This is a genomic window from Sphingobium aromaticiconvertens, assembly GCF_037154075.1.
In the GTDB taxonomy this organism is placed as follows: Bacteria; Pseudomonadota; Alphaproteobacteria; order Sphingomonadales; family Sphingomonadaceae; genus Sphingobium; species Sphingobium aromaticiconvertens.
Window position 1 is genome coordinate 4212196 of record NZ_JBANRJ010000001.1, and the last position, 20112, is coordinate 4232307.

General features: G+C 62.4%; 21 protein-coding genes. 11 read left to right on the top strand and 10 right to left on the bottom strand.

Annotated elements, in window-relative coordinates:
• Positions 1–94: 94 nt before the first annotated feature.
• The 4 genes from WFR25_RS20305 (at position 95) to argC (ending at position 3784) form a co-directional block, all read left to right on the top strand.
• Complete coding sequence (locus WFR25_RS20305; protein WP_336973203.1) at positions 95–1498, top strand: leucyl aminopeptidase family protein; 1404 nt, start codon at positions 95–97, stop codon at positions 1496–1498.
• A 69-nt stretch (positions 1499–1567) separates the two neighbouring features.
• Positions 1568–1975 carry a MarR family winged helix-turn-helix transcriptional regulator gene (locus tag WFR25_RS20310; RefSeq protein WP_336973205.1) on the top strand — a complete coding sequence of 136 codons (408 nt, stop codon included), beginning with the start codon at positions 1568–1570 and terminating at the stop codon, positions 1973–1975.
• Positions 1935–2843, top strand: coding sequence for a C40 family peptidase (locus WFR25_RS20315; RefSeq protein WP_336973206.1), 909 nt, complete (start codon positions 1935–1937; stop codon positions 2841–2843). Before WFR25_RS20310 ends, WFR25_RS20315 begins: the two co-directional genes overlap by 41 nt.
• Complete coding sequence (argC, locus tag WFR25_RS20320; RefSeq protein WP_336973208.1) at positions 2840–3784, top strand: N-acetyl-gamma-glutamyl-phosphate reductase; 945 nt, start codon at positions 2840–2842, stop codon at positions 3782–3784. Before WFR25_RS20315 ends, argC begins: the two co-directional genes overlap by 4 nt.
• A 20-nt stretch (positions 3785–3804) precedes the next feature.
• Here the strand turns inward: argC and WFR25_RS20325 are convergent, their stop codons facing one another.
• Positions 3805–4008 carry a hypothetical protein gene (locus WFR25_RS20325; protein ID WP_336974986.1) on the bottom strand — a complete coding sequence of 68 codons (204 nt, stop codon included), beginning with the start codon at positions 4006–4008 and terminating at the stop codon, positions 3805–3807.
• 243 nt (positions 4009–4251) lie between these two features.
• On the opposite strand from WFR25_RS20325, the gene WFR25_RS20330 reads away from it, so the two are divergent.
• On the top strand, positions 4252–4425 hold the full coding sequence (locus WFR25_RS20330; protein ID WP_336973210.1) for a hypothetical protein: 174 nt from the start codon (positions 4252–4254) through the stop codon (positions 4423–4425).
• Between the two features lie 55 nt (positions 4426–4480).
• Entirely contained in the window at positions 4481–5809 is a 1329-nt protein-coding gene (locus WFR25_RS20335; protein WP_336973211.1) for a PQQ-dependent sugar dehydrogenase, read from the top strand.
• 109 nt (positions 5810–5918) lie between these two features.
• Here the strand turns inward: WFR25_RS20335 and WFR25_RS20340 are convergent, their stop codons facing one another.
• Together WFR25_RS20340 and WFR25_RS20345 are read right to left on the bottom strand one after the other, a co-directional pair.
• Positions 5919–6734, bottom strand: coding sequence for an ATP-binding protein (locus WFR25_RS20340; protein ID WP_336973212.1), 816 nt, complete (start codon positions 6732–6734; stop codon positions 5919–5921).
• Positions 6735–6927: 193 nt separating this feature from the next.
• Positions 6928–8661 carry an acyl-CoA dehydrogenase gene (locus WFR25_RS20345; RefSeq protein ID WP_336973214.1) on the bottom strand — a complete coding sequence of 578 codons (1734 nt, stop codon included), beginning with the start codon at positions 8659–8661 and terminating at the stop codon, positions 6928–6930.
• 64 nt (positions 8662–8725) lie between these two features.
• Here WFR25_RS20345 and WFR25_RS20350 point away from each other — a divergent pair, with 64 nt between their 5' ends.
• Positions 8726–9682 (top strand): L-threonylcarbamoyladenylate synthase, encoded by a 957-nt coding sequence (locus WFR25_RS20350; RefSeq protein WP_336973215.1) that lies wholly within the window; start codon positions 8726–8728, stop codon positions 9680–9682.
• Between the two features lie 15 nt (positions 9683–9697).
• On the opposite strand, the gene WFR25_RS20355 is transcribed toward WFR25_RS20350, so the two are convergent.
• The 7 genes from WFR25_RS20355 to WFR25_RS20385 form a co-directional block, all read right to left on the bottom strand.
• Positions 9698–9961, bottom strand: a complete 264-nt coding sequence (locus WFR25_RS20355; protein WP_336973216.1) for a hypothetical protein — start codon at positions 9959–9961, stop codon at positions 9698–9700.
• Positions 9962–10046: 85 nt separating this feature from the next.
• On the bottom strand, positions 10047–10580 hold the full coding sequence (gene msrA / locus WFR25_RS20360) for a peptide-methionine (S)-S-oxide reductase MsrA (RefSeq protein ID WP_336973217.1): 534 nt from the start codon (positions 10578–10580) through the stop codon (positions 10047–10049).
• A gap of 46 nt (positions 10581–10626) precedes the next feature.
• Positions 10627–12333 (bottom strand): long-chain-fatty-acid--CoA ligase, encoded by a 1707-nt coding sequence (locus WFR25_RS20365; protein ID WP_336973219.1) that lies wholly within the window; start codon positions 12331–12333, stop codon positions 10627–10629.
• A gap of 135 nt (positions 12334–12468) precedes the next feature.
• Positions 12469–13152, bottom strand: a complete 684-nt coding sequence (locus WFR25_RS20370) for a DUF1013 domain-containing protein (RefSeq protein WP_336974987.1) — start codon at positions 13150–13152, stop codon at positions 12469–12471.
• A gap of 118 nt (positions 13153–13270) precedes the next feature.
• The gene (locus WFR25_RS20375; RefSeq protein WP_336973221.1) at positions 13271–14299 is read right to left on the bottom strand and encodes a glycosyltransferase family 4 protein; all 1029 of its coding nucleotides are present in this window, start codon (positions 14297–14299) and stop codon (positions 13271–13273) included.
• Positions 14300–14313: 14 nt separating this feature from the next.
• On the bottom strand, positions 14314–15180 hold the full coding sequence (locus tag WFR25_RS20380; RefSeq protein WP_336973222.1) for a UDP-2,3-diacylglucosamine diphosphatase: 867 nt from the start codon (positions 15178–15180) through the stop codon (positions 14314–14316).
• Positions 15181–15293: 113 nt separating this feature from the next.
• Positions 15294–16298 (bottom strand): NAD(P)H-quinone oxidoreductase, encoded by a 1005-nt coding sequence (locus WFR25_RS20385; RefSeq protein WP_336973223.1) that lies wholly within the window; start codon positions 16296–16298, stop codon positions 15294–15296.
• 115 nt (positions 16299–16413) lie between these two features.
• Between WFR25_RS20385 and WFR25_RS20390 the strand changes: the two genes are divergently transcribed.
• The 4 genes from WFR25_RS20390 (at position 16414) to WFR25_RS20405 (ending at position 20024) form a co-directional block, all read left to right on the top strand.
• Entirely contained in the window at positions 16414–16611 is a 198-nt protein-coding gene (locus tag WFR25_RS20390; RefSeq protein WP_336973224.1) for a DUF1192 domain-containing protein, read from the top strand.
• Between the two features lie 154 nt (positions 16612–16765).
• Positions 16766–19087 carry an ATP-dependent Clp protease ATP-binding subunit ClpA gene (clpA, locus tag WFR25_RS20395; RefSeq protein ID WP_336973225.1) on the top strand — a complete coding sequence of 774 codons (2322 nt, stop codon included), beginning with the start codon at positions 16766–16768 and terminating at the stop codon, positions 19085–19087.
• Positions 19088–19311: 224 nt separating this feature from the next.
• The gene (locus tag WFR25_RS20400; RefSeq protein ID WP_336973227.1) at positions 19312–19632 is read left to right on the top strand and encodes a hypothetical protein; all 321 of its coding nucleotides are present in this window, start codon (positions 19312–19314) and stop codon (positions 19630–19632) included.
• Positions 19633–19781: 149 nt separating this feature from the next.
• Positions 19782–20024, top strand: a complete 243-nt coding sequence (locus WFR25_RS20405) for an acyl carrier protein (RefSeq protein WP_336973228.1) — start codon at positions 19782–19784, stop codon at positions 20022–20024.
• Positions 20025–20112: the final 88 nt, after the last annotated feature.

Below are 20112 nucleotides of genomic sequence, written 5' to 3' on the forward strand. Positions count from 1 at the left end.
GTTCCCGTCCCTGTTCATATTTTCTGTCGGCCCATGCGCTCATGAGCGGAAAACCGGTTCCCACTTTTCCGCGCGATGCTCTAGACACTTTGGCATGACCGATTATTCCAATTTACTGAAAGCCGACCAGAGCCAGAGCGCTCGTTCCATCCATCTGATAGACGCAGATAGCCTCGATACCTGGCTGGGAGGCCAACCGAACCACGTGCGCGGCGCTGTTGCCGCGCATCGCTTCAACGGGAAGCCAGGCGAGATCGCGATCCTGCCGGGCGAGGCAGGCGACGACTGGTCAGCCATCGCCGGGGTCAAGGATGCCACGAAGCTGGGCAATTGGTGCCTGGCGAAGCTCGCCGAAACCTTACCCGAGGGTGCCTATCGCCTGAACAATGGAAAAGCCGGCGCGGCGGCGCTGGGATGGCTGACCGCCCATTATAGCTTCAATCGCTATCGCAAGGCGGAGGGTGCGACCGGCCCGCGCGTGCTGCTGACCAAAGAGGTCGCGCAGATTGAAGGGCATGTGCGGATGGCGCAGGCCATCGCGCTGGTCCGCGACCTCGTCAATACGCCAGCCGCGGACATGGGACCGCCCGATCTGGAACGCGCCGCGAGCGAACTGGCCACCAGTTTTGGCGCGCGTCTGACGGTGACGCGCGGCGATGCGCTGGAAACGGGCTTTCCGATGATCCATGGGGTCGGCAAGGCGGCGGAAAAACCCTTCTCCCCGCGCCTTATCGAACTCCATTGGGGCGACGAGACGGCACCACGCGTCGCGATCATCGGCAAGGGCATCTGCTTCGACAGCGGCGGGCTGGATATCAAACCATCGGCCGGCATGCGGCTGATGAAGAAGGATATGGGCGGCGCGGCCCACGCGCTGGCTCTGGCAAGGCTGGTGATGGATAGCCGGATGCCAGTGCGCCTGCACCTGCTGATCCCCGCGGCTGAAAACGCAATCAGCGGCAATGCCTTTCGTCCCGGCGACATATTGGCCAGCCGCAAGGGGTTAACGGTCGAAATCGGCAATACCGATGCTGAAGGACGGCTGGTGCTGGGCGACGCACTGACGAAGGCGGGCGAGGATACGCCTGAACTGATCATCGACTTTGCGACACTGACGGGGGCCGCCCGCGTGGCGCTGGGACCAGACCTTCCCGCCCTGTTCACCGACGACGAGGCGCTGGCAACGGACATGGCAGCGGCCAGCCGCGACGCCGACGATCCAACATGGCGGTTGCCGCTTTGGGATCCCTATGCCGATATGCTCAAGTCCGACATTGCCGACATCAACAATGCGGGCGAAGGCGGCTTTGCCGGTGCGATCACCGCCGCGCTGTTCCTGCGCCGCTTCGCGCCAGAGGATATCCCCTGGGTGCATCTGGATACTTTTGCCTGGCGTCCGGCGGCCAAGCCGGGACGCGCCAAGGGCGGCGAAGCGCTGGGCCTGCGCGCCGTCTTCTCCATGCTGCAAAAACGCTATGCCAGAGGTCGCGGTAAATAGGCGGACAAGTAAAATAGCGGGCATCACCGCCGTTACGCAACCGGATCGGCATATGTGCGTTTTGAGAGAATGACCGTCCAATCCGCCTATGAAGAGCCTCTACAGCTCCAGCGCCGGGGGCTACAAACATTAAGCCAGTGGATGCGCACCCTGGTCGATTATGTACGCTCTGGAAAGCCCGACCTTACCAATCGCCAGATGGCGCTGATGATGACCGTCTATATCGGGGTCGGCCCCCATACGGTGCGCGGTCTGGCCGAGGCGTTGAATGTATCGAAACCCGTCATCACACGCGCCCTTAACAAACTGTCGGCCTTGGGCTATCTGCGCCGCGAGCGGGACGCGATGGACCGCCGCAATATTTTTGTCGCGCGGACGCCGAAAGGGGCGGAATTTCTTGACGGATTTCACGATTTCATCGCAGGGACAAGCCGCGATGAAGGACCGGAACATACACGCGCGGGTCGGACCGCCTGAACGGACACGCTTCAAGCTGGACGGCCGATCGGTTGCGCTTGATGCACGCGTTCATGCTGCCCGTGGCGATCTGGCCGATGTGTCGCTCGCAGGCGTGCTGTTTTCAGCCCATTATGCGCGCGCGGTCGAATTGACCTGCGTGGCGGCGGGCACGTCATTGTTGACGTCCCCCAGCATGAAAGCACAGGCGGTCAGTGAGTTGTTGCGTGGCGAAAGCTTCCATGCACTGGACGTCACCGCCGAATGGGCCTGGGGCTTTTGCGGCCATGATGGCTATGTTGGCTATGTACGGCGCGAGGCGCTGGATGTGCATGAGGTGGCGAGCCACCGCATAACGGCACGCTCCGCGCCGTTGTTCAGCACCGCCGATATCAAGGCGTCGATTCTGGACCATTGGCCGCAAGGCGCACTGTTCACGGGCGAGGCGACAGATGATTTCATCGCGTCTGGTGAAGGCCATATCCATATCCGCCATGCGGCAGCCGCCGATACGATCGAGAGTGATTGGGTCGCGGTCGCGCAGCGCTATCTGGGACAGCCCTATATCTGGGGTGGACGCGGGCATCGTGGCATCGACTGTTCGGGTCTGGTGCAGGTCGCGCTCGGCCAATGCGGTATCAAGGTGCCACGCGACACCGACATGCAACGCGAGGGGATCGGCGCACCGATTGCCGACGATGCGCCATTGGTTCGCGGAGATTTCGTCTTCTTTCCAGGGCATGTCGGCATCATGCTCGATGGCACCAGCCTGCTGCACGCCAATGCCTATTGGATGGCCGTTATGATCGAGCCGCTGGCCGATGTGATCGCTCGGCTGGCGAGCGCGCATGAGCAGCCTGTCATTGCACGGCGGAGGATCAGCGCATGACCTGTAACGTCTTCATAGATGGTGGCGTCGGCACGACCGGCCTGGAGATTGGCGAGCGGCTGGCGGGCCGCCCAGAACTGGCGCTCATCACCCTGCCCGATGACAAGCGCAAGGACGCGGACGCGCGGCGCGCGGCGCTGAACGATGCCGACATCGTCATCCTGTGCCTGCCCGACGATGCTGCCCGCGAAGCCGTGGCGTTGATCGACAATGACCGGACGAAGGTGATCGACGCGTCGACCGCGCATCGCGTGGCTGATGGCTGGGCTTATGGCTTCGCCGAACTGGAGCCGGGCCAGCGCGGGACATTGGAACAGGCGCGTTTTGTCGCCAATCCGGGCTGCTGGCCGACCGGCTTTCTGGCGCTGGTACGGCCGCTGGTGCTGGCGGGCCTGATCCCTGCCGACTGGCCTGTGACGGTATCGGGCGCGTCGGGCTATTCAGGCGGCGGCAAGGCGATGATCGCGGACTATGAGGGCGAGAGCGGCCCGCCAAGCGCCTTCCTTGGCTATGGCCTTGGCCTTGCCCATAAACATGCCCCGGAAATGCTGCGCTATTCGGGGCTGGTCCATCCGCCGCTATTCGCGCCTGCGGTCGCCAACTGCTATCGCGGCATGATCGTCGAGGTGCCGTTGCAATTGCGGGCAATGCCCGGCGCACCATCGCTGGCCGACGTCCATGCCGCGCTGAGCGCAGCCTATGCGGGTTCGCCGATCGTGTCCGTTGCGCCGCTCGCTCAGAGCAGCGCCAGAGCCAACATCATGATCGAGCAGGTCGGGGCGACCGACCGGCTGGACCTGTTCCTGTTCGGCAATGAGGCGACGGGTCAGGCGCTGGCCGTGGCGACGCTCGACAATCTGGGCAAGGGCGCCGCAGGGGCCGCGGTGCAGAACCTCAACATCATGGCGGGATTGCCGGAGACAGCGGGCCTGCGGCTCTAGCGGCCCGACTGGAAATCGCTTTAATGCACCGTGCCAAGCGACTGGTCATAGGAAAGCACCACGATCAGCCGTTCAATCTGCCGCCAGTGGCAAAAATGGATGTGGTTGCCGACGTCCCGACTCTTGTCTGCACGCATTGCCGCTTCGTAACCCGCATTATCACCAAAGCGCGCGATGAGGTCCGCTGCATCGTCAAAGCTTTTGCGATTCGACAGATAGGGCAATTGCACGGCGGATCCTTTTTTGCTTTTATTCGATCCGCTTGACGCAGATCGTGATCCGCATACCGTTTCAATCGCCGTGCCAATTTGGCGGGTCGGCACACATCCGCGCGACACGAGAGTGAAGATCGTGTTAGGCATGTCCCGATCCGGGATATCCGTCCCGTTCCGGCACAGTCATGTCCCGATATGTGACAGCACGCAGGACACTGGTATACGCGCGCGAGGCGTGGCAAGGATCGGCCCATGACGACACCTGACAGACGCAAACACTCCACCGGCGCCGGAGCCATCATCGCGCTGCTGATCCTGGCCGGCACCATCGGCGGCGGGCTGATGGGCCAGCCCAGCATCGGCCTTCTGGCAGGCGCTGCGGTCGGCGTGCTGATCGCGATACTATTGTGGCTGCGCGAGCGCTGACCGACTTGCGGCAGGTGCTTGTCCGCCAACCCAGCGACCATTACACGAGAGAGCCATGAAGAAGAAGCATCTGATCGCCTTCCCCCTCATCCTCGTCGCTATCGCGGGCGGTGGGTTCCTGTATTTGTCCCGGGGTGACACGGCGCAACTGCCGAGCGGTGCCGATGTCGGCCGTGAGCCGACCTTCACCGCCCCGCGTAGTCAGATGATCCCGACCGTCAACATCGCCGATGTGGTGGGATGGAAGGCCAGGGCAAAGCCGGTCGCCGCCACCGGCCTGACGGTCGAGCGCTTTGCCGAAGGGCTGTCGCATCCGCGATCGCTGTTACGCCTGCCCAACGGCGACATATTGGTGGCCGAAACCAACAGCCCGCCGCGTCCCAAGAGCGGCATCGTCAACCGGGTCATGAGCTATCTGATGGGCCGGGCGGGCGCGGGCGACCCCTCTCCCAACCGTATCATCCTGCTGCGCGATGCGGATGGCGATGGCAAGGCGGAGACGAAGACCACACTTCTGGCCGGCCTCAACTCCCCCTATGGCATGGCGCTGGTCGGAGACACGCTCTACATCGCCAACACCGATGCGCTGATGGCCTTCCCCTATAAGTCGGGTGAGACACAGATCAGCGACAAGGGTCGCAAGATCCTGAACCTGCCCGCGCAGGCGCCCAATATGCACTGGACGCGCAGTCTGGTCGCCAACCCGGCGGGTACGCTCCTCTATGTCGGGGTCGGGTCCAACAGCAATATCGGTGAGAACGGGCTGGAGAGCGAAGCCAACCGCGCCAATGTGCTGGAGGTCAATCCCAAGACCGGCGAGTATCGCATCTATGCCGCAGGCCTGCGGAACCCTGTCGGCATGGCCTTTGAGCCGAAGAGCGGCGCGCTGTGGGGCGTGGTCAACGAGCGGGACATGCTGGGCAGCGACCTGGTGCCCGATTATCTGACCCGCGTGGAATTCGGGGGCTTTTACGGGTGGCCGTGGAATTATTGGGGCGGCTATGAGGATCGCCGGGTCCAGCCGCAACGACCCGAAATCCGCGAATATACCCATCGCCCCGATTATGCGCTGGGCAATCATGTCGCGGCGTTGGGCCTGATCTTCGCGACCGACGTGAAGCTGGGCGGGCCATTCGCCAACGGCGCTTTCGTGGGCCTGCATGGCAGTTGGAACCGCAAACCCGCCGCTGGCTACAAGGTCGTGTTCGTGCCCTTTGACAACGACGGACAGGCAGCCAAGGGCAAGCCGGTCGATATACTGACCGGTTTTCTCGACAAGGATGGCAAGGCACAGGGCCGCCCGGTCGACGTGACCGCCGACAAGAGCGGTGCGCTACTGGTCAGCGACGATGTGGGCGGCGTGATCTGGCGAGTGCGGAAATAACGGAAGCTTAGAGCGGTTTTCGATCCGATTGGATCAGATCGCCGCTCTAAGCCTTTTGATTACCGCGATTTCTTAACCAGCGATCGATGCCGATCGCTTGGAAATCGCGCTAAACCGTGCGCCCGTTCCGTCCGGCCAGTTCGACCACATATTGCCACGCGACCCGGCCCGATCGACTGCCGCGCTGGGTCGCCCACTGGATCGCCTCCAGCGGGTCGAAATCAAGACCAAGATCGCTGGCATAGCCGGTGACGATCGCCACATAGGCGTCCTGATCGATGGCATGGAAGCCAAGGCTGAGGCCGAAGCGATCCGACAAGGCCATCTTGTCGTCCACCACGTCGCGCGGGTTTACCGGGTCATCCTGTTCCGACAGGTGACGCGGGACGATATGCCGCCTGTTAGAGGTCACGTAGAGCCGCACATTGGCGGGCCGTGCCGCCGTGCCGCCCTGAAGCAGCGAGCGCAGTGACCGGGCGTCGCCCACGCCTTCCTCGAACCCCAGATCGTCGAGGAAGAGGATGAAGGGGCGCTCCGTCGCGCGCAGCAGCGAGAAGAGTTGCGGCAGGCTGGCGAGATCGTCGATCGCGCATTGCAGCAGGGCGACGTCCGTCCCTTCCCGTTGGAGCTGGGCCACGACCGAGCCGACGGTCGCCGATTTGCCGGTGCCCCGCGCGCCCCACAGCAATACGTCATGCGCCGCATGGCCCGCCGCATGGCGACGGCTGTTTTCCAGCAGCGCGCCCTTCTGCACGTCAATGCCCGACAACAGCGCATAGTCGACCGGCGCGAACGCCTCGACCGCCTGTATCGCATGCCCGTCCCATACATAAGCGGGATGGGTGGACAGGTCCGCCGAAAGGGGCGACGGTGGGGCCAGGCGCTCCAGCGCCTCGGCAATGCGGATCAACAGGGCATCGGTCATGCCCTGCCAATTAGGATGCAGCCCCCCTAATTACAAGGTCGAGATGGAGACGAAAAAGGGGGCATGGAAGGGAGAGCGCGCCGCCGGATAGCGGGGCTATCTGGCAAGCGACCGACCGCGCCATGGCCCTTTTTTCGTCCCATCCGCAGGGCATTGTAATTAAGGGGGGGCTGCACCCTCAGCTACTGCACCTTCAGGCGGCAAGCTCTCCGTCATCCAGAGCATAGAGCGCCCCAGCCCCGGCCTGCGCGGCAGAGGCAAGACCCATCGCCTCCGGCACCAGGACGTCGAGATAATAGCGCGTCACCGCCTGCTTGGCGCGCAGGAAGGCATCGCTGCCTGCATTTGCCAATTGCTCGGTCGCGATGCGATGCTGGCGTGCCATCAACCAGCCGCTGACCGCCACTGCCGTCATGGTAAGCAAGGGGTAGCTGCCCGCCAGCCGATCCTGCACATCGGCGGCAATGCTCCAGCGGGCGACCTCCTCTACCTTGTCCACCAGCGCCATCAAGGCGGATTCGTCCGCCGCTTCGGTCCGAATGTCGGCGATCAACGCGTTCAGCGCGGTGCCCCCGTCGCCCGATAACTTGCGGCCGACAAAATCCGCCGCCTGAATACCGTTCGTACCCTCATAAATCGCGGCGATGCGAATATCCCGATAGAATTGGGCGGCTCCTGTCTCCTCGATGAAGCCCATGCCACCATGAACCTGCATCCCCAGCGATGAAACCTCCGTGCCGATATCGGTGGCGTAGGTTTTGACGAGTGGTGTCAGCAACGCACAGCGGGCCGCTGCCTTTTCATCGCCCAGTGCGCCCCGGTCGAGTTGGCCAAACGCATAATAAGTGATTGCGCGCGCCGCCTGCGTCAGTGCCCGTGCGCGCATCAGCATCCGCCGCACATCAGGATGGCGGATGATCGCGACGGAATCGCGCCCGCCGGTCGCAGGGGCCGACTGGATACGCTCGACGGCGAAGGCCAGCGCCTTCTGCGTCGAGGCTTCGGCTGCCTGCACGCCCTGAAGGCCGATATTGAGCCGCGCATTGTTCATCATCGTGAACATGGCGCGCATCCCGCCATGCAGCGGCCCGATCATCTCCCCAATACAATCATCATGATCGCCAAAGGACAAGACGCAGGTGGGCGAGGCGTGAATGCCCATCTTATGCTCCAGCGTAACGGGGCGGACATCGTTGAACGCGCCCGGCTGACCATCCGTATCGAGCCGATATTTCGGGACGAGAAACAGCGATATCCCCTTAGTCCCCGGCGGCGCGTCAGGCGTGCGGGCCAGGACGAGGTGGACGATATTGGGCGTCATGTCATGATCGCCAAAGCTGATGAAGATTTTCGTACCCTTGATCTTCCAGCTACCATCGCCGACCGGGGTCGCGGTCGTCCGCAGCGCGCCAACATCCGACCCCGCCTGCGGCTCGGTCAGATTCATCGTCCCGGTCCACGCGCCGGTCGAAAGATGCGGCAGATAGGTCGCCTGTTGTTCCGCCGTGCCATGGTGGATCAGCGCCTCAATCGCGCCCACCGTCAGCGTCGGGCAAAGCGAGAAGGCCATATTGGCCCCGCCCAGCGATTCCAGCGCCACGCCCGCCAGCGTCACCGGCAGGCCCTGCCCGCCGAAATCGACCGGCGCGGAAATCGTGCCCCAACCATTGTCGACATAGGCGCGATAGGCGTCGACAAAGCCGGGCGGCATCCGCACCTGCCCATCGACCAGCTTTGCGCCGACCGTGTCGCCAGTGCGGTAGAGCGGCGCAAATTGCTCTTCAGCAAACTGACCGACCCCCTCGACGATGGCGTCCACCATGTCGCTTTCCGCCGCCGCGAAGCGCGGCGTGGCGGCCAGATCGGCGATTCCTGCCACATGGTCGAGGACGAACCGCTGCTCGCGCGTGGGGGCCTGATAGGACATGGATGTCATTCTCCTGACGCAATGGGCCTTTACCCGCCCTTGACTGGGGCTATAGCGTGGGGCGGTGAGCATCTCAAACCCGGCATTTACGACGAAAATCCGACGCTACGGCACGGAGGCATTGCGCGAGGCCGCGCTGCTGATCCGCGCGGGAGAACCCGTCGCCGCGCCAACCGAAACCGTCTATGGCCTTGCCGCTGACGCCACCGATTCGCACGCGGTCGCCGGTATCTTCACCGCCAAGGGCAGGCCTAGCTTCAATCCGTTGATCGTTCATGTCGCCGACCGTGCGATGGCGGAGCGGCTCGCGCATTTCTCGCCCATCGCGTTGCGGCTGGCCGAGCATTTCTGGCCGGGGCCGCTGACGCTGATTCTGCCGGTGCGGGAAGATAGCGGCCTGTCGCCGCTGGTAATGGCGGGCCTGCCCACCGTTGGCCTGCGCCTGCCCGCGCATCCGGCAATGCAGGCGCTGATCCGCGAAAGTGGTCGCCCGCTTGCCGCGCCATCGGCCAATCGCAGCGGTTCCATCAGCCCCACGCGGGCGGAGCATGTCTTTGCCAGCCTGAATGGCCGTGTTCGCCTGATCCTGGATGAAGGGCCAACAAGTGAGGGATTGGAATCGACCATTGCCGCACCGGAGGACCACCGGATTCGTCTGCTGCGCCCCGGCCCGATCACGACGGAGATGCTGGAGGACGCGAGCGGCTTGCCGGTCATCACCGGCGCGCATGCGGGGAAGATCGAGGCGCCCGGCCAGCTCGACAGCCATTATGCGCCGTCCAAGCCCCTGCGACTGGATGCGCTAAAGGCGGAGAAGGACGAATATCTGATCGGCTTCGGCCTGATGCCCTGCCATTTCAACCTCAGCCCTGAGGCGGATATCGTCGAAGCGGCGGCCAACCTGTTCGCCGCCTTGCATCAGGGCGATGCAAGCGCATCCAGCCGCATCGCCATCGCGCCGATCCCGGACGAAGGGATCGGCGTTGCCATCAACGACAGGCTCAAACGCGCTGCGGCCTAGCGCAAAAACCAAACGTCAGCCGCAATTGTCGTATCCGGCCTCGCGGCATTGCTTGCGCCGTTCCTTGTCGGCCTTTTTGCGCGCCTTCCCGTCGCGGGCTTCCTGCTCGCGCACCTGGCGACCATAGTTGCGGTCGGACTCTTCCTGGCTGGTGGTCGTCCAGTCGACCGCCTGCGCGCCCGCACGCACTGGCAGCGTGACGATATTCGCAGCCGTCCGCACCACACATGCTGGCAAGATCAACATCGCGACCGGCGCGAGCAACACTATCTTCTTCATTGCGATTCCCCGACCATCTTCCACGCCCCATAGCACAAAGGAGCTGAACCTTGGCCTACGGATGCACGCCGATGCGATTAAGCGATCAGGCCCCGATCCGTTCGGCAAAGCCCTTGCGAAGCTTTGCAAGTTTGGGCGGGATCACGGCCATGCAATAGGGGTTTCTGTCCCCGACCCGCTCCCAATATTTCTGATGATAATCCTCGGCCGGATACCAGGGCGCATCCGCCTCGATCGTGGTTACGATCGGATCGCGATGATCGGGCTGCGCGCGGGTGATCGCAGCATGGGCCTGCGCCTCCTGCTCGGGTGAATGGGGGAAAATGGCGGAGCGATATTGGGTGCCGACATCATTGCCCTGTCGGTTGAGCGTCGTCGGCTCATGCGTCGCGAAAAAGATATCGAGCAGGTCGTCATAGCTGATCTGAGCAGGGTCATAAGTGATGCGAATCGCTTCGGCATGGCCCGTCGCGCCGGTGCATATCTCTTCATAGGTCGGGTTCGGCCGCGCGCCACCGATATAGCCACTCTCCACCGAGCTGACGCCCCGGAGATTCTGATAGACTGCTTCAGTACACCAGAAGCATCCCCCAGCGAGGGTCGCGATTTCCTGGGCCATCTTGTCCTTGATCCTTATCCTGTCGTTGGACGACAGATAGGGACGATCAGGCAGCCGTTCCAGCCTCCCGAGCCGCAGACTCCGCCTTTGCCCGCTCCTCGGCCACCAATTCCTTGCGGGAGAGCTTGCCGACCAGCGTCTTGGGCAGGTTGAGGCGGACCTCCACCTCAGCGACGCGCTCATGCTTGCCCAATTGCGGGTTCAGCCAATCCTTGAGCGCCGGACCATCAATGTTCGCATCTTCGTTCAGGGTCACGAATGCCTTGGGCATTTCGCCGCGATAGCTGTCGGGGATGCCGATCACCAACGCCTCCTTCACCATCGGATGATGATAGAGGACCGCCTCGATCTGACTGGGGAAGACCTTGAACCCACCGACGGCGATCATGTCCTTCATCCGGTCGACGATCTTCACATAGCCGTCCTCGTCGACGATCCCGACATCGCCCGTCCGCAGATAGCCATCGACAAACACTTCGGCGTCCGCGTCGGGCCGCTGCCAATAACCCTTCATGATCTGGGGTCCGGCGAACAGCAATTCGCCCGGTTCGCCCGGCGGCGGCGGGCGCGTGGGGTCCTCGCGGTCCACCAGCTTCACCTTCGTTCCCGGTACCGGCTGGCCGACCGTGCCGGTCTTGTTCATCGCCTCATAGGGGTTGGAACAGACCACGGGACTGGTTTCCGTCAATCCATAGCCCTCGATCAGCTTGGCGCCGGTCGCATCCTCGAACCGTTGCTTCAGTTCCAGCGGCAGTGGTGCGCCGCCCGATATGCAGGCACGCAGGGACGAAAAGTCAATGTTGCGGATCGCCGGATGGTCGAGCAGCGCCTGATACATGGTCGGCACGCCGGGCAACGAGGTTGCCTTCGTCCGCTGGATCGCGGCCAGTACCTGAACCGCCTCAAACCGCGGCAGCATCACAATCTCTCCGCCATTCAGGATGGTGCGGTTGAGCGTGCAGGTATTGGCGAAAACATGGAAAAAAGGCAGCACGCCGATGATCCGGTCCGGCGTGTCATGATGTGGGTCGATCAGTTGGACCTGGCGCGCATTGGCGGTCAGATTCTGATGCGTCAGCATCGCGCCTTTGGGCTGGCCAGTGGTGCCTCCGGTATATTGCAGCAAGGCGACGTCGTTCACCGGATCAATGGACGCAACGGCGCACGCGCCCTTGTTGGCGATCAACCGAGCGTAGGTGGTCACGCGCGGATCGTCGGGTAGCGGCGCGGATTCGCTTGCCTTGAACAGCCGATACAACATCGCCTTGGTTGCAGGCAGCGCTTCAACGATCGACCCGACCACCAGCCGTTCGAGGCTGCTGTTGTTCAACACCTCCAGCGCGGTGGGCAACAGCGCCCTGGCCGACAGTGTGAAGAGAATTTTTGTACCGCTATCCTCGACCTGATGTTCCAGTTCGGCGGCCGTGTAGAGCGGAGAAAAATTGACGACGATCGCGCCCATGAGCAGCGCGCCATAATAGGCCGCGACATAATGGGGAACATTGGGAAGATATAGGCCGACCCGGTCGCCCCTTTTGACACCCATCGCTTCCAATCCGCATGCAACCCGGCGGATCGCATCCATCATCTCGCCATAGCGATATTTGCGGCCCATGAAGTCGATCATGATGGCCTGCGGATGCGCCTGCGCGCTCGCTGTTACCATCGCTCCCATCGACATTGGCGGGAAGCTATGCTCCCAGGTCGCGGGGTGTCGATACTGGTCTCGCCAGATTTTTTCCATGCTCTCCATGGATAGGAGTGTATGTTCAACGCCTGCCTTACGCAAGCGTCAACCGCGCGAAAAAGCCGCACCGGACGGGCCAGCGCGGCTTTGATAAAATGTTGCAATGCGGCGATTTTTCCGCCGCCGCATTGACGCTACGGCTTACACCTGTCCGCTGTTGTTGCTGAACGGGTCCAGCACCTTGGCAACATCGGAAATCAGATCCGATCCACCGGCCAGAGCCTCCTCCGCGCGTTTGGCAGCGACGTCACGCTCACGGCGAAGCTCCTCGATCAGGGCAGCGCGATCGCCGTCCAGACGCGAATCGGTCGGCGCCTCGATACCGGCCTTCTTTGCAGCCTTCGCCACCAGCGCATCCAGTTCGCGCTGCGAGCACAGGCCCAGCGTCACCGGGTCCTTGGGAACGATGTTGGCGATGTTCCAGTGGCTGCGGTCACGGATCGCAGCGATGGTCGTGCGGGTCGTGCCGATCAGCTTGCCGATCGCGCCATCCGAAATCTCCGGATGGTTGCGCAGGATCCAGGCGATGCCATCGGGTTTGTCCTGCCGCTTGCTCACCGGGGTGTAGCGCGGCCCCTTGGTCCGGCGAACCGGCTCCGGCCCCTTCAGCATCTTCAGCCGATAGTCGGGATTGGCCTCACCCTTGTGAATTTCGTCATTGGTCAGTTCATGCGCGCGGACAGGATCGCGACCGGTATATTTGGTCGCTGCGGTATCGTCGGCGATCGCCTGTACTTCCAGGATATGAAGCCCGCAGAACTCCGCGATCTGGTCAAAACCAAGCGCGGTATTGTCGACCAGCCAGCTGGCAGTCGCATGAGGCATGAGGGGCTGGGACACTGAGTACTCTCCGGCACTAAAAATGATAAGGGCCGCCCAAGCAGGGCGGCCTCACGCGCTGAAGAGCTACTATATTGCGGCGCTTTCGGCAAGGAAAAGCGTGTCAGGCGGCCTCGCGCGCTGTCGCCGGGTCGAATGGATGGAGTCCGGCCAGGAATTGACGCGCGCTCGCTCCCCAGCTGAAATGACGGCCATGGATGGCGCACGCATCCCGGCTTTTGGTCAGCGCTTTAGCGATGGCGTCATCCAGTTGTTCCGCCAATGCTCCGGTTTCCGTCGTAACGATATCCACGGGGCCGGTCACAGGATAGGCGGCGATCGGCGTACCGCAGGCCAGCGCCTCGATCATCACAAGGCCAAATGTGTCGGTGCGGCTGGGAAAGACGAATATATCAGCCCCGGCATAGGCACCGGCCAGATCGCGCCCGAACATCGCGCCGGTAAAATGCGCGCCGGGATAGGCGCGCTCCAGCGCCTCGCGCGCCGGCCCTTCCCCGACGATCACTTTCGATCCGGGATGACCGGTCGCCAGAAAGGCTTCCAGATTCTTCTCCACCGCCACCCGACCGACATAGAGCTGGATTGGCCGGGGCAAATCGGCGAAAAATGCCGGCGGCGGCGCGTCGGGGGTGAAGCAATCGAGGTCGACCCCCCTGCCCCAGTCGCGAACCTGCGCGATACCATGCGAGCGCAATTGCTGTTGCACGGACCGGGTCGACACCAGCACCGCCTGCGCGGGACCATGAAACCAGCGGATATATTGCCAGAACCACGCCGCGGGCAGACCGGTTCGCTGAGCCACATAGTCAGGAAAATGCGTGTGGTAGGCGGTGGTGAAGGGCAGGCCTGTCCGCAAAGCCCAGCGTCGTGCAGCCAGGCAGAGCGGGCCTTCTGTTGCCAGATGCAGGGCATCGGGGCGAAAAGCGCCGATCGCCTTGCCGATCACACTGGGACGCACCATCGCCAGGCGGATTTCGGGGTAGGTGGGACAGGGTAGCGACCCATATTGATCGGGCGAAAAGATCGCGACATCATGCCCCATTGTCTCCAGTTCCGCGCGGATGGAGCGAAGGGTGCGGACGACGCCATTGACCTGTGGTTCCCAGGCGTCCGTGACGATCCCGATCCGCATCGCTCCCGCCCCCATCAGGCGGCCAGCCGCTCGGCTGCCGGGCTTTCGCGCTTCGCGATCTCTTCGGCCCAGTGCAGCACTTCCATATGCCCGTCGAAATGCTCGACCAGCGCCGTGCATCCTTCCACCCAATCGCCGTCATTATAATAAGCGATCCCGGCAATTTCCCGGATTTCCGCATTGTGGATATGCCCGCACACGACGCCGTCGACGCCGCGTGTTCCCGCTTCATGCGCGACCACTTCCTCGAACTTGGAAATGAACTCGACCGCATTCTTGACCTTGTGCTTGGCCATTTTGGACAGCGACCAATAGGGCAGGTCAAACCAGTTGCGCACCTTGTTGACCCACAGGTTGAGGCTCATCAGCGCGTGATAGGCCGCATCCCCCACGAAGGCGAGCCAGCGGTGCGCCAGCATGATCGTGTCGAACTCGTCACCATGCAGCACCAGCAGCTTGCGCCCATCGGCAGTCTCATGGATCGCCTTGCGCCGGATTTCCACGCCCCCGAAGTTGAGGCCCGTGAACTGGCGAAACATCTCATCATGATTACCGGGGATATAGACGACGCGGGCGCCGCGCTTGGCGCGCTTCATGATCCGCCAAACGATGTCATTATGCGCGGCGGGCCAGTAGAAGCGCTTTTTCAGGCGCCAGCCGTCGATGATGTCGCCGACCAGATACATGGTTTCGCTATCGACGCTGTCGAGAAAGTCGATCAGCATCTTTGCGTTACAACCACGCGTACCCAGATGGATGTCGGAGATCCAGATGGTGCGATAGCGGCGGCGCTGACCATCCTCCCGCTCGGGAAAATGCAGCGTAGCGCTCTCTGGGTCGCTTCCTTCCGCCAGGAAGGGCAGGCGCGTGATGGCGTTCATGGATTTGGCCCCCGAGCTATTGTCCTCGGAAGCCAGCTAGTACAGCGACAATGTTACAAATCCGCGCGAAATATGACGGAAATGCGTCGCTTACACACTGTCCGCACGGGCGATCAGATAGTCAGCACAATCTTACCGAAATGCTCGCCAGCATCCATCCGGGCATGCGCCTTGGCTGCGTCGGCGAGCGGGAAGCGCTGGTCCATCGCCGGCCGCAGCTTGCCTTCCTCGACGAAGGGCCAGGCCGTCCGCATCAATTCATCGGCGACCAGGCTCTTGAACGATACCGACCGCCCCCGCAGCGTCGATCCGGTGACGGTCAGGCGTTTGGCCATGATCGCCGGGATGAAAATCTCCGCCTTGGGTCCGCCCAGCACCGCGATCGACACATGGCGGCCATCCTCGGCCAGACATTGCAGGTTACGCGGCAGATAATCGCCCCCGACCATATCCAGCACGGCCTGAACACCCCGTCCGCCCGTGATGCGCTTCACTTCCTCCACGAAATCCTGGGCGCGATAGTTGATCGCATGGGTCGCCCCCCATTCGCGCGCCGCCGCGCATTTTTCTTCACTGCCGCAAGTTACAATGATCTGGATGTCGAACAGTCGGCACAAGGTGATCGCCATCGTGCCGATGCCGCTGGTGCCGCCATGCACCAGCACCGTGTCGCCGCCCATCGCATAGGCGCGCTCGAACAGGTTGGTCCACACGGTGAACAGCGTTTCTGGCAAGGCCGCCGCTTCCACCATGTCATAGCCTTCGGGCACGGGCAGGCACTGGCCCGCCGGCGTCACCGCATATTCGGCATAGCCCCCGCCTGTCAGCAACGCCGCAACCTTCTGCCCCACCAGCATGTCGGCGCCCGCCCCCGCCGCGACGATCGTGCCGGATATTTCCAGCCCTGGAATGTCGGAGGCACCGGGCGGGGGTGGATATTTGCCCTGCCGCTGAAGCACATCGGGCCGATTCACCCCGGCGGCAGCCACGCGGATCAGCACTTCGCCTTCACCTGCAACCGGCACCGGGCGACGCTCGGCCACCAGCGCGTCTGGTCCACCGGGCACCGGTATTCCGATCGCCATCATGTCGTCAGGCACGCTCATTGGATCGGTCATTATAGCTGCCCCCCGGCCGCTGTAGCTGGCCTTGCATATTGCGCTGCACAAAAATCTAAACGACAGACGCGCGCCCTTATTGACAGACTGGTCTTGCGGGTCAACATTACGGTTTATGGACATGGACGACGACCTGCCGAAAAGGGCCGATGATCCGCTGACCGGACTGCAACGTCAGGATCTCGATCCCCTGTCCGTGTCCGATCTGGAACGACGCGTGAAAATTCTCGAAAGCGAGATCGCCAGAACCAAAACAAAAATTGAATACGCCGTTAACCATAAGGCAAGCGCCGAGGCGTTATTCAAGCGATGAACCCGCGCCTCACCCCTTGCAGCTGCTCAGGCGGCGTCACCGGGGTCGGGCAGTCTGGCAATTCCGGTGGATTGGGACACGGTCTTGATCCCCACGGGAGCAATGCCGACATTAGGTTCACCACAGTCCCGTTTGCGGGCCAGGAGTAGACCATATGCCTTCCTTCGCAGCCGCCCTTGAAACCACCCTGCACAATGCGCTGACCCACGCTTCAGAGCGTCGTCACGAATATGCAACGCTGGAGCATTTGCTGCTCGCGCTGATCGACGATGAACATGCGTCGAAGGTAATGCAGGCGTGCGGCGTGGAACTGGGCGAGCTTGGCGATGCCGTCACCCAATATCTCGATACCGAACTCGACAGCCTCAAGGTCACGGGCGAAACCGACCCTTCCCCCACCAGCGGCTTCCAGCGCGTCGTCCAGCGCGCAATCCTGCACGTCCAGTCATCCGGCAAGGATGAAGTGACGGGCGCCAATGTCCTCGTCGCGCTCTTTTCTGAGCGGGAGAGCTATGCCGTCTATTTCCTGCAACAGCAGGATATGAGCCGCCTCGATGCCGTCTCGTTCCTGAGCCACGGCGTCGGCAAGGGTACGCCCACGCCCGAGCGTCAGGAGACCAAGGGCGCCGCGGAGGAGGAGAAGAAGGTGCAGGATGGCAAGGGTAAGAAGGACAGCGCCCTCGATCAGTTCACCGTCAACCTCAATGAAAAGGCGGCGCGCGGCAAGGTCGATCCGCTGATCGGCCGCTCGGCCGAGGTTGACCGGACCATCCAGATCCTCTGCCGCCGGTCGAAGAATAATCCGCTCTATGTCGGCGATCCCGGCGTCGGCAAGACCGCGATCGCGGAAGGCCTGGCCCGCAAGATCATTGAGGGCGAAGTACCCGACGTGCTCAAGGAAGCCGTCATTTACTCGCTCGACATGGGCGCGTTACTGGCCGGCACCCGCTATCGCGGCGACTTCGAGGAACGGCTGAAAGCGGTCGTCACCGAACTGGAAAAGATGCCGCATGCGGTACTCTTCATCGACGAAATCCATACGGTGATCGGCGCTGGCGCGACAAGTGGCGGGGCGATGGACGCCTCCAACCTGCTCAAGCCTGCTTTGTCAGGCGGCACGATCCGCTGCATCGGCTCGACCACCTACAAGGAGTTCCGCAATCATTTTGAGAAGGACCGGGCTTTACTCCGGCGCTTCCAGAAGATCGACGTCAACGAGCCGACGATCGAGGATACGATCAAGATTCTCGCTGGCCTGCGCTCGGCATTCGAAGATCACCACCACGTCAAATATACGCCCGACGCCATCAAGGCAGCGGTCGAACTGTCGGCGCGCTACATCAACGACCGCAAGCTGCCCGATAAGGCGATCGACGTGATCGACGAAGTCGGCGCAATGCAGATGCTGGTGGTGCCCTCGAAGCGCAAGAAGACGATCACGCCCAAGGAGATCGAGCAGGTCATCGCGACCATGGCCCGCATCCCCCCCAAGACGGTGTCGTCCGATGACAAGAGCGTGCTGGAATCCCTGACCACCGACCTGAAGCGCGTCGTCTTCGGCCAGGAAAAGGCGATCGAGACTCTGTCCTCAGCCATCAAGCTGTCGCGGGCGGGCCTGCGCGATCCCGACAAGCCGATCGGCAATTATCTCTTCTCCGGCCCCACGGGCGTCGGCAAGACAGAGGTAGCGCGCCAACTCGCGACCCTGCTCGGCATTCCGCTCCAGCGGTTCGACATGTCGGAATATATGGAACGGCATTCGGTCAGCCGCCTCATCGGCGCGCCTCCGGGCTATGTCGGCTATGATCAGGGCGGCCTTCTGACCGATGCGATCGACCAGCAGCCCCATTGCGTCCTGCTGCTCGACGAGATTGAAAAGGCGCATCCCGACCTGTTCAACATATTGTTGCAGGTGATGGACCATGGCCGCCTGACCGATCACCACGGCAAGACAGTCGATTTCCGCAATGTCATCCTGATCATGACCACCAACGCTGGCGCGTCGGACATGGAGAAGGAAGGCATCGGCTTTGGCGACATAACCCGCGGCGACGTGCAGGAGGATGCGGTGAAGAAGCTCTTCACCCCCGAATTCCGCAACCGCCTCGATGCCATCGTGCCCTTCGGCTATCTGCCGCCCGAAGTCGTCGCCCGCGTCGTCGACAAGTTCATCCTCCAACTGGAGCTGCAACTTGCCGACCGCGACGTCCACATCACCCTGGAGGACGATGCGAAGGCTTGGCTCACCAAGCGCGGCTATGACAAACTCTACGGCGCACGCCCAATGGGTCGTCTGATGCAAGAGAAGATCAAGCAGCCGCTTGCCGAAGAATTGTTGTTCGGCAAGCTGGTCCACGGCGGCGAGGTTCATGTTCGGCTGAAAGACGAAGTGCTTGCCTTCGAAATCACCCCCGCCGCCCCCAAAAAGGGCAAGAAAGGTGGCAAGGCAAAGGCAACGCCCGAAGGCGCCAATTGAAAGGTCTACTCCTGTTAAAGCGCGCAGGGCGGCCCCGAAAGGAGCCGCCCTTTCTCGTGAAACAATATAGCTGGTGGTTTGCGGGCACGCCCCCCAATCGTCATCTTGGGTTTCCATGATTCTCAGCCTGCCCTGACACTCAACCGTCGAACCAATGGTCTCCGCCTTCCCGGCAATGACGGCCATGGGTGGCGTGCGGTCATAAGCATGCTAAGCCCGTCGGCATGCTTCACACACACAGCCTCGCCGGGATCGTCGATGTCGACGGCCTCAAATATGAATGGGAACTCCGGCGAGAGCCACAATGGAGCGATGTCGATGGCTGGAAGGGCATGACCGTTGCGTTGTTGCAGAAAGATACGCAGCGCGGAGCGTTGTTGGAATTTCCCCCGCCCAAGCGCCTGTTGAAAGGTTTGCAACGGGGCCGCCTGCAAATCAACGATGCCATTGTCTCCAGGGGCGTTCGTGCGGCTTTACTGGCAGGGTGGGAACCAACGTCGCGAGGCAGGCCCATGGTCTTCATGGTCGACGCGGACGGCAACTAGGGGGCGTCAACTACCACCTCCACTCCCCCAAGCCCCACCTCACCCCCGGCACAATCCCCCCAACATCATGCCCGATTGCCGCCTTATTCCCTTGCCAAACACAGCCCGCCGGGGGCAAAAGCGCCCCTTTTAAGGAAAGCATGACCAGAATGACGGATCGCACCCAGATTTTCGACAGCGTCGCCGCGCAGATCGCCCCTTTCAACAAGAAGGGTGTCGCCCTGACCGAAGCCACCACCTTTGCAGGCGACCTGGAATGGGACAGCCTGACCGTGATGGATTTCGTCGCCGCCGTCGAGGATGAGTTCGATATCCTCATCACGATGAACATGCAGGCCGAAATCGAAAATATCGGCCAGTTGGTCGACGCCGTGGGCAAGCTCAAAGGCTAACCCCTTCCACCGCCGATCGAACCCGCGCAAGGCGCGGCACGATCGCGCACCCCGTCCCGCTATCTCGCTGGGAACGAACCGATATTTG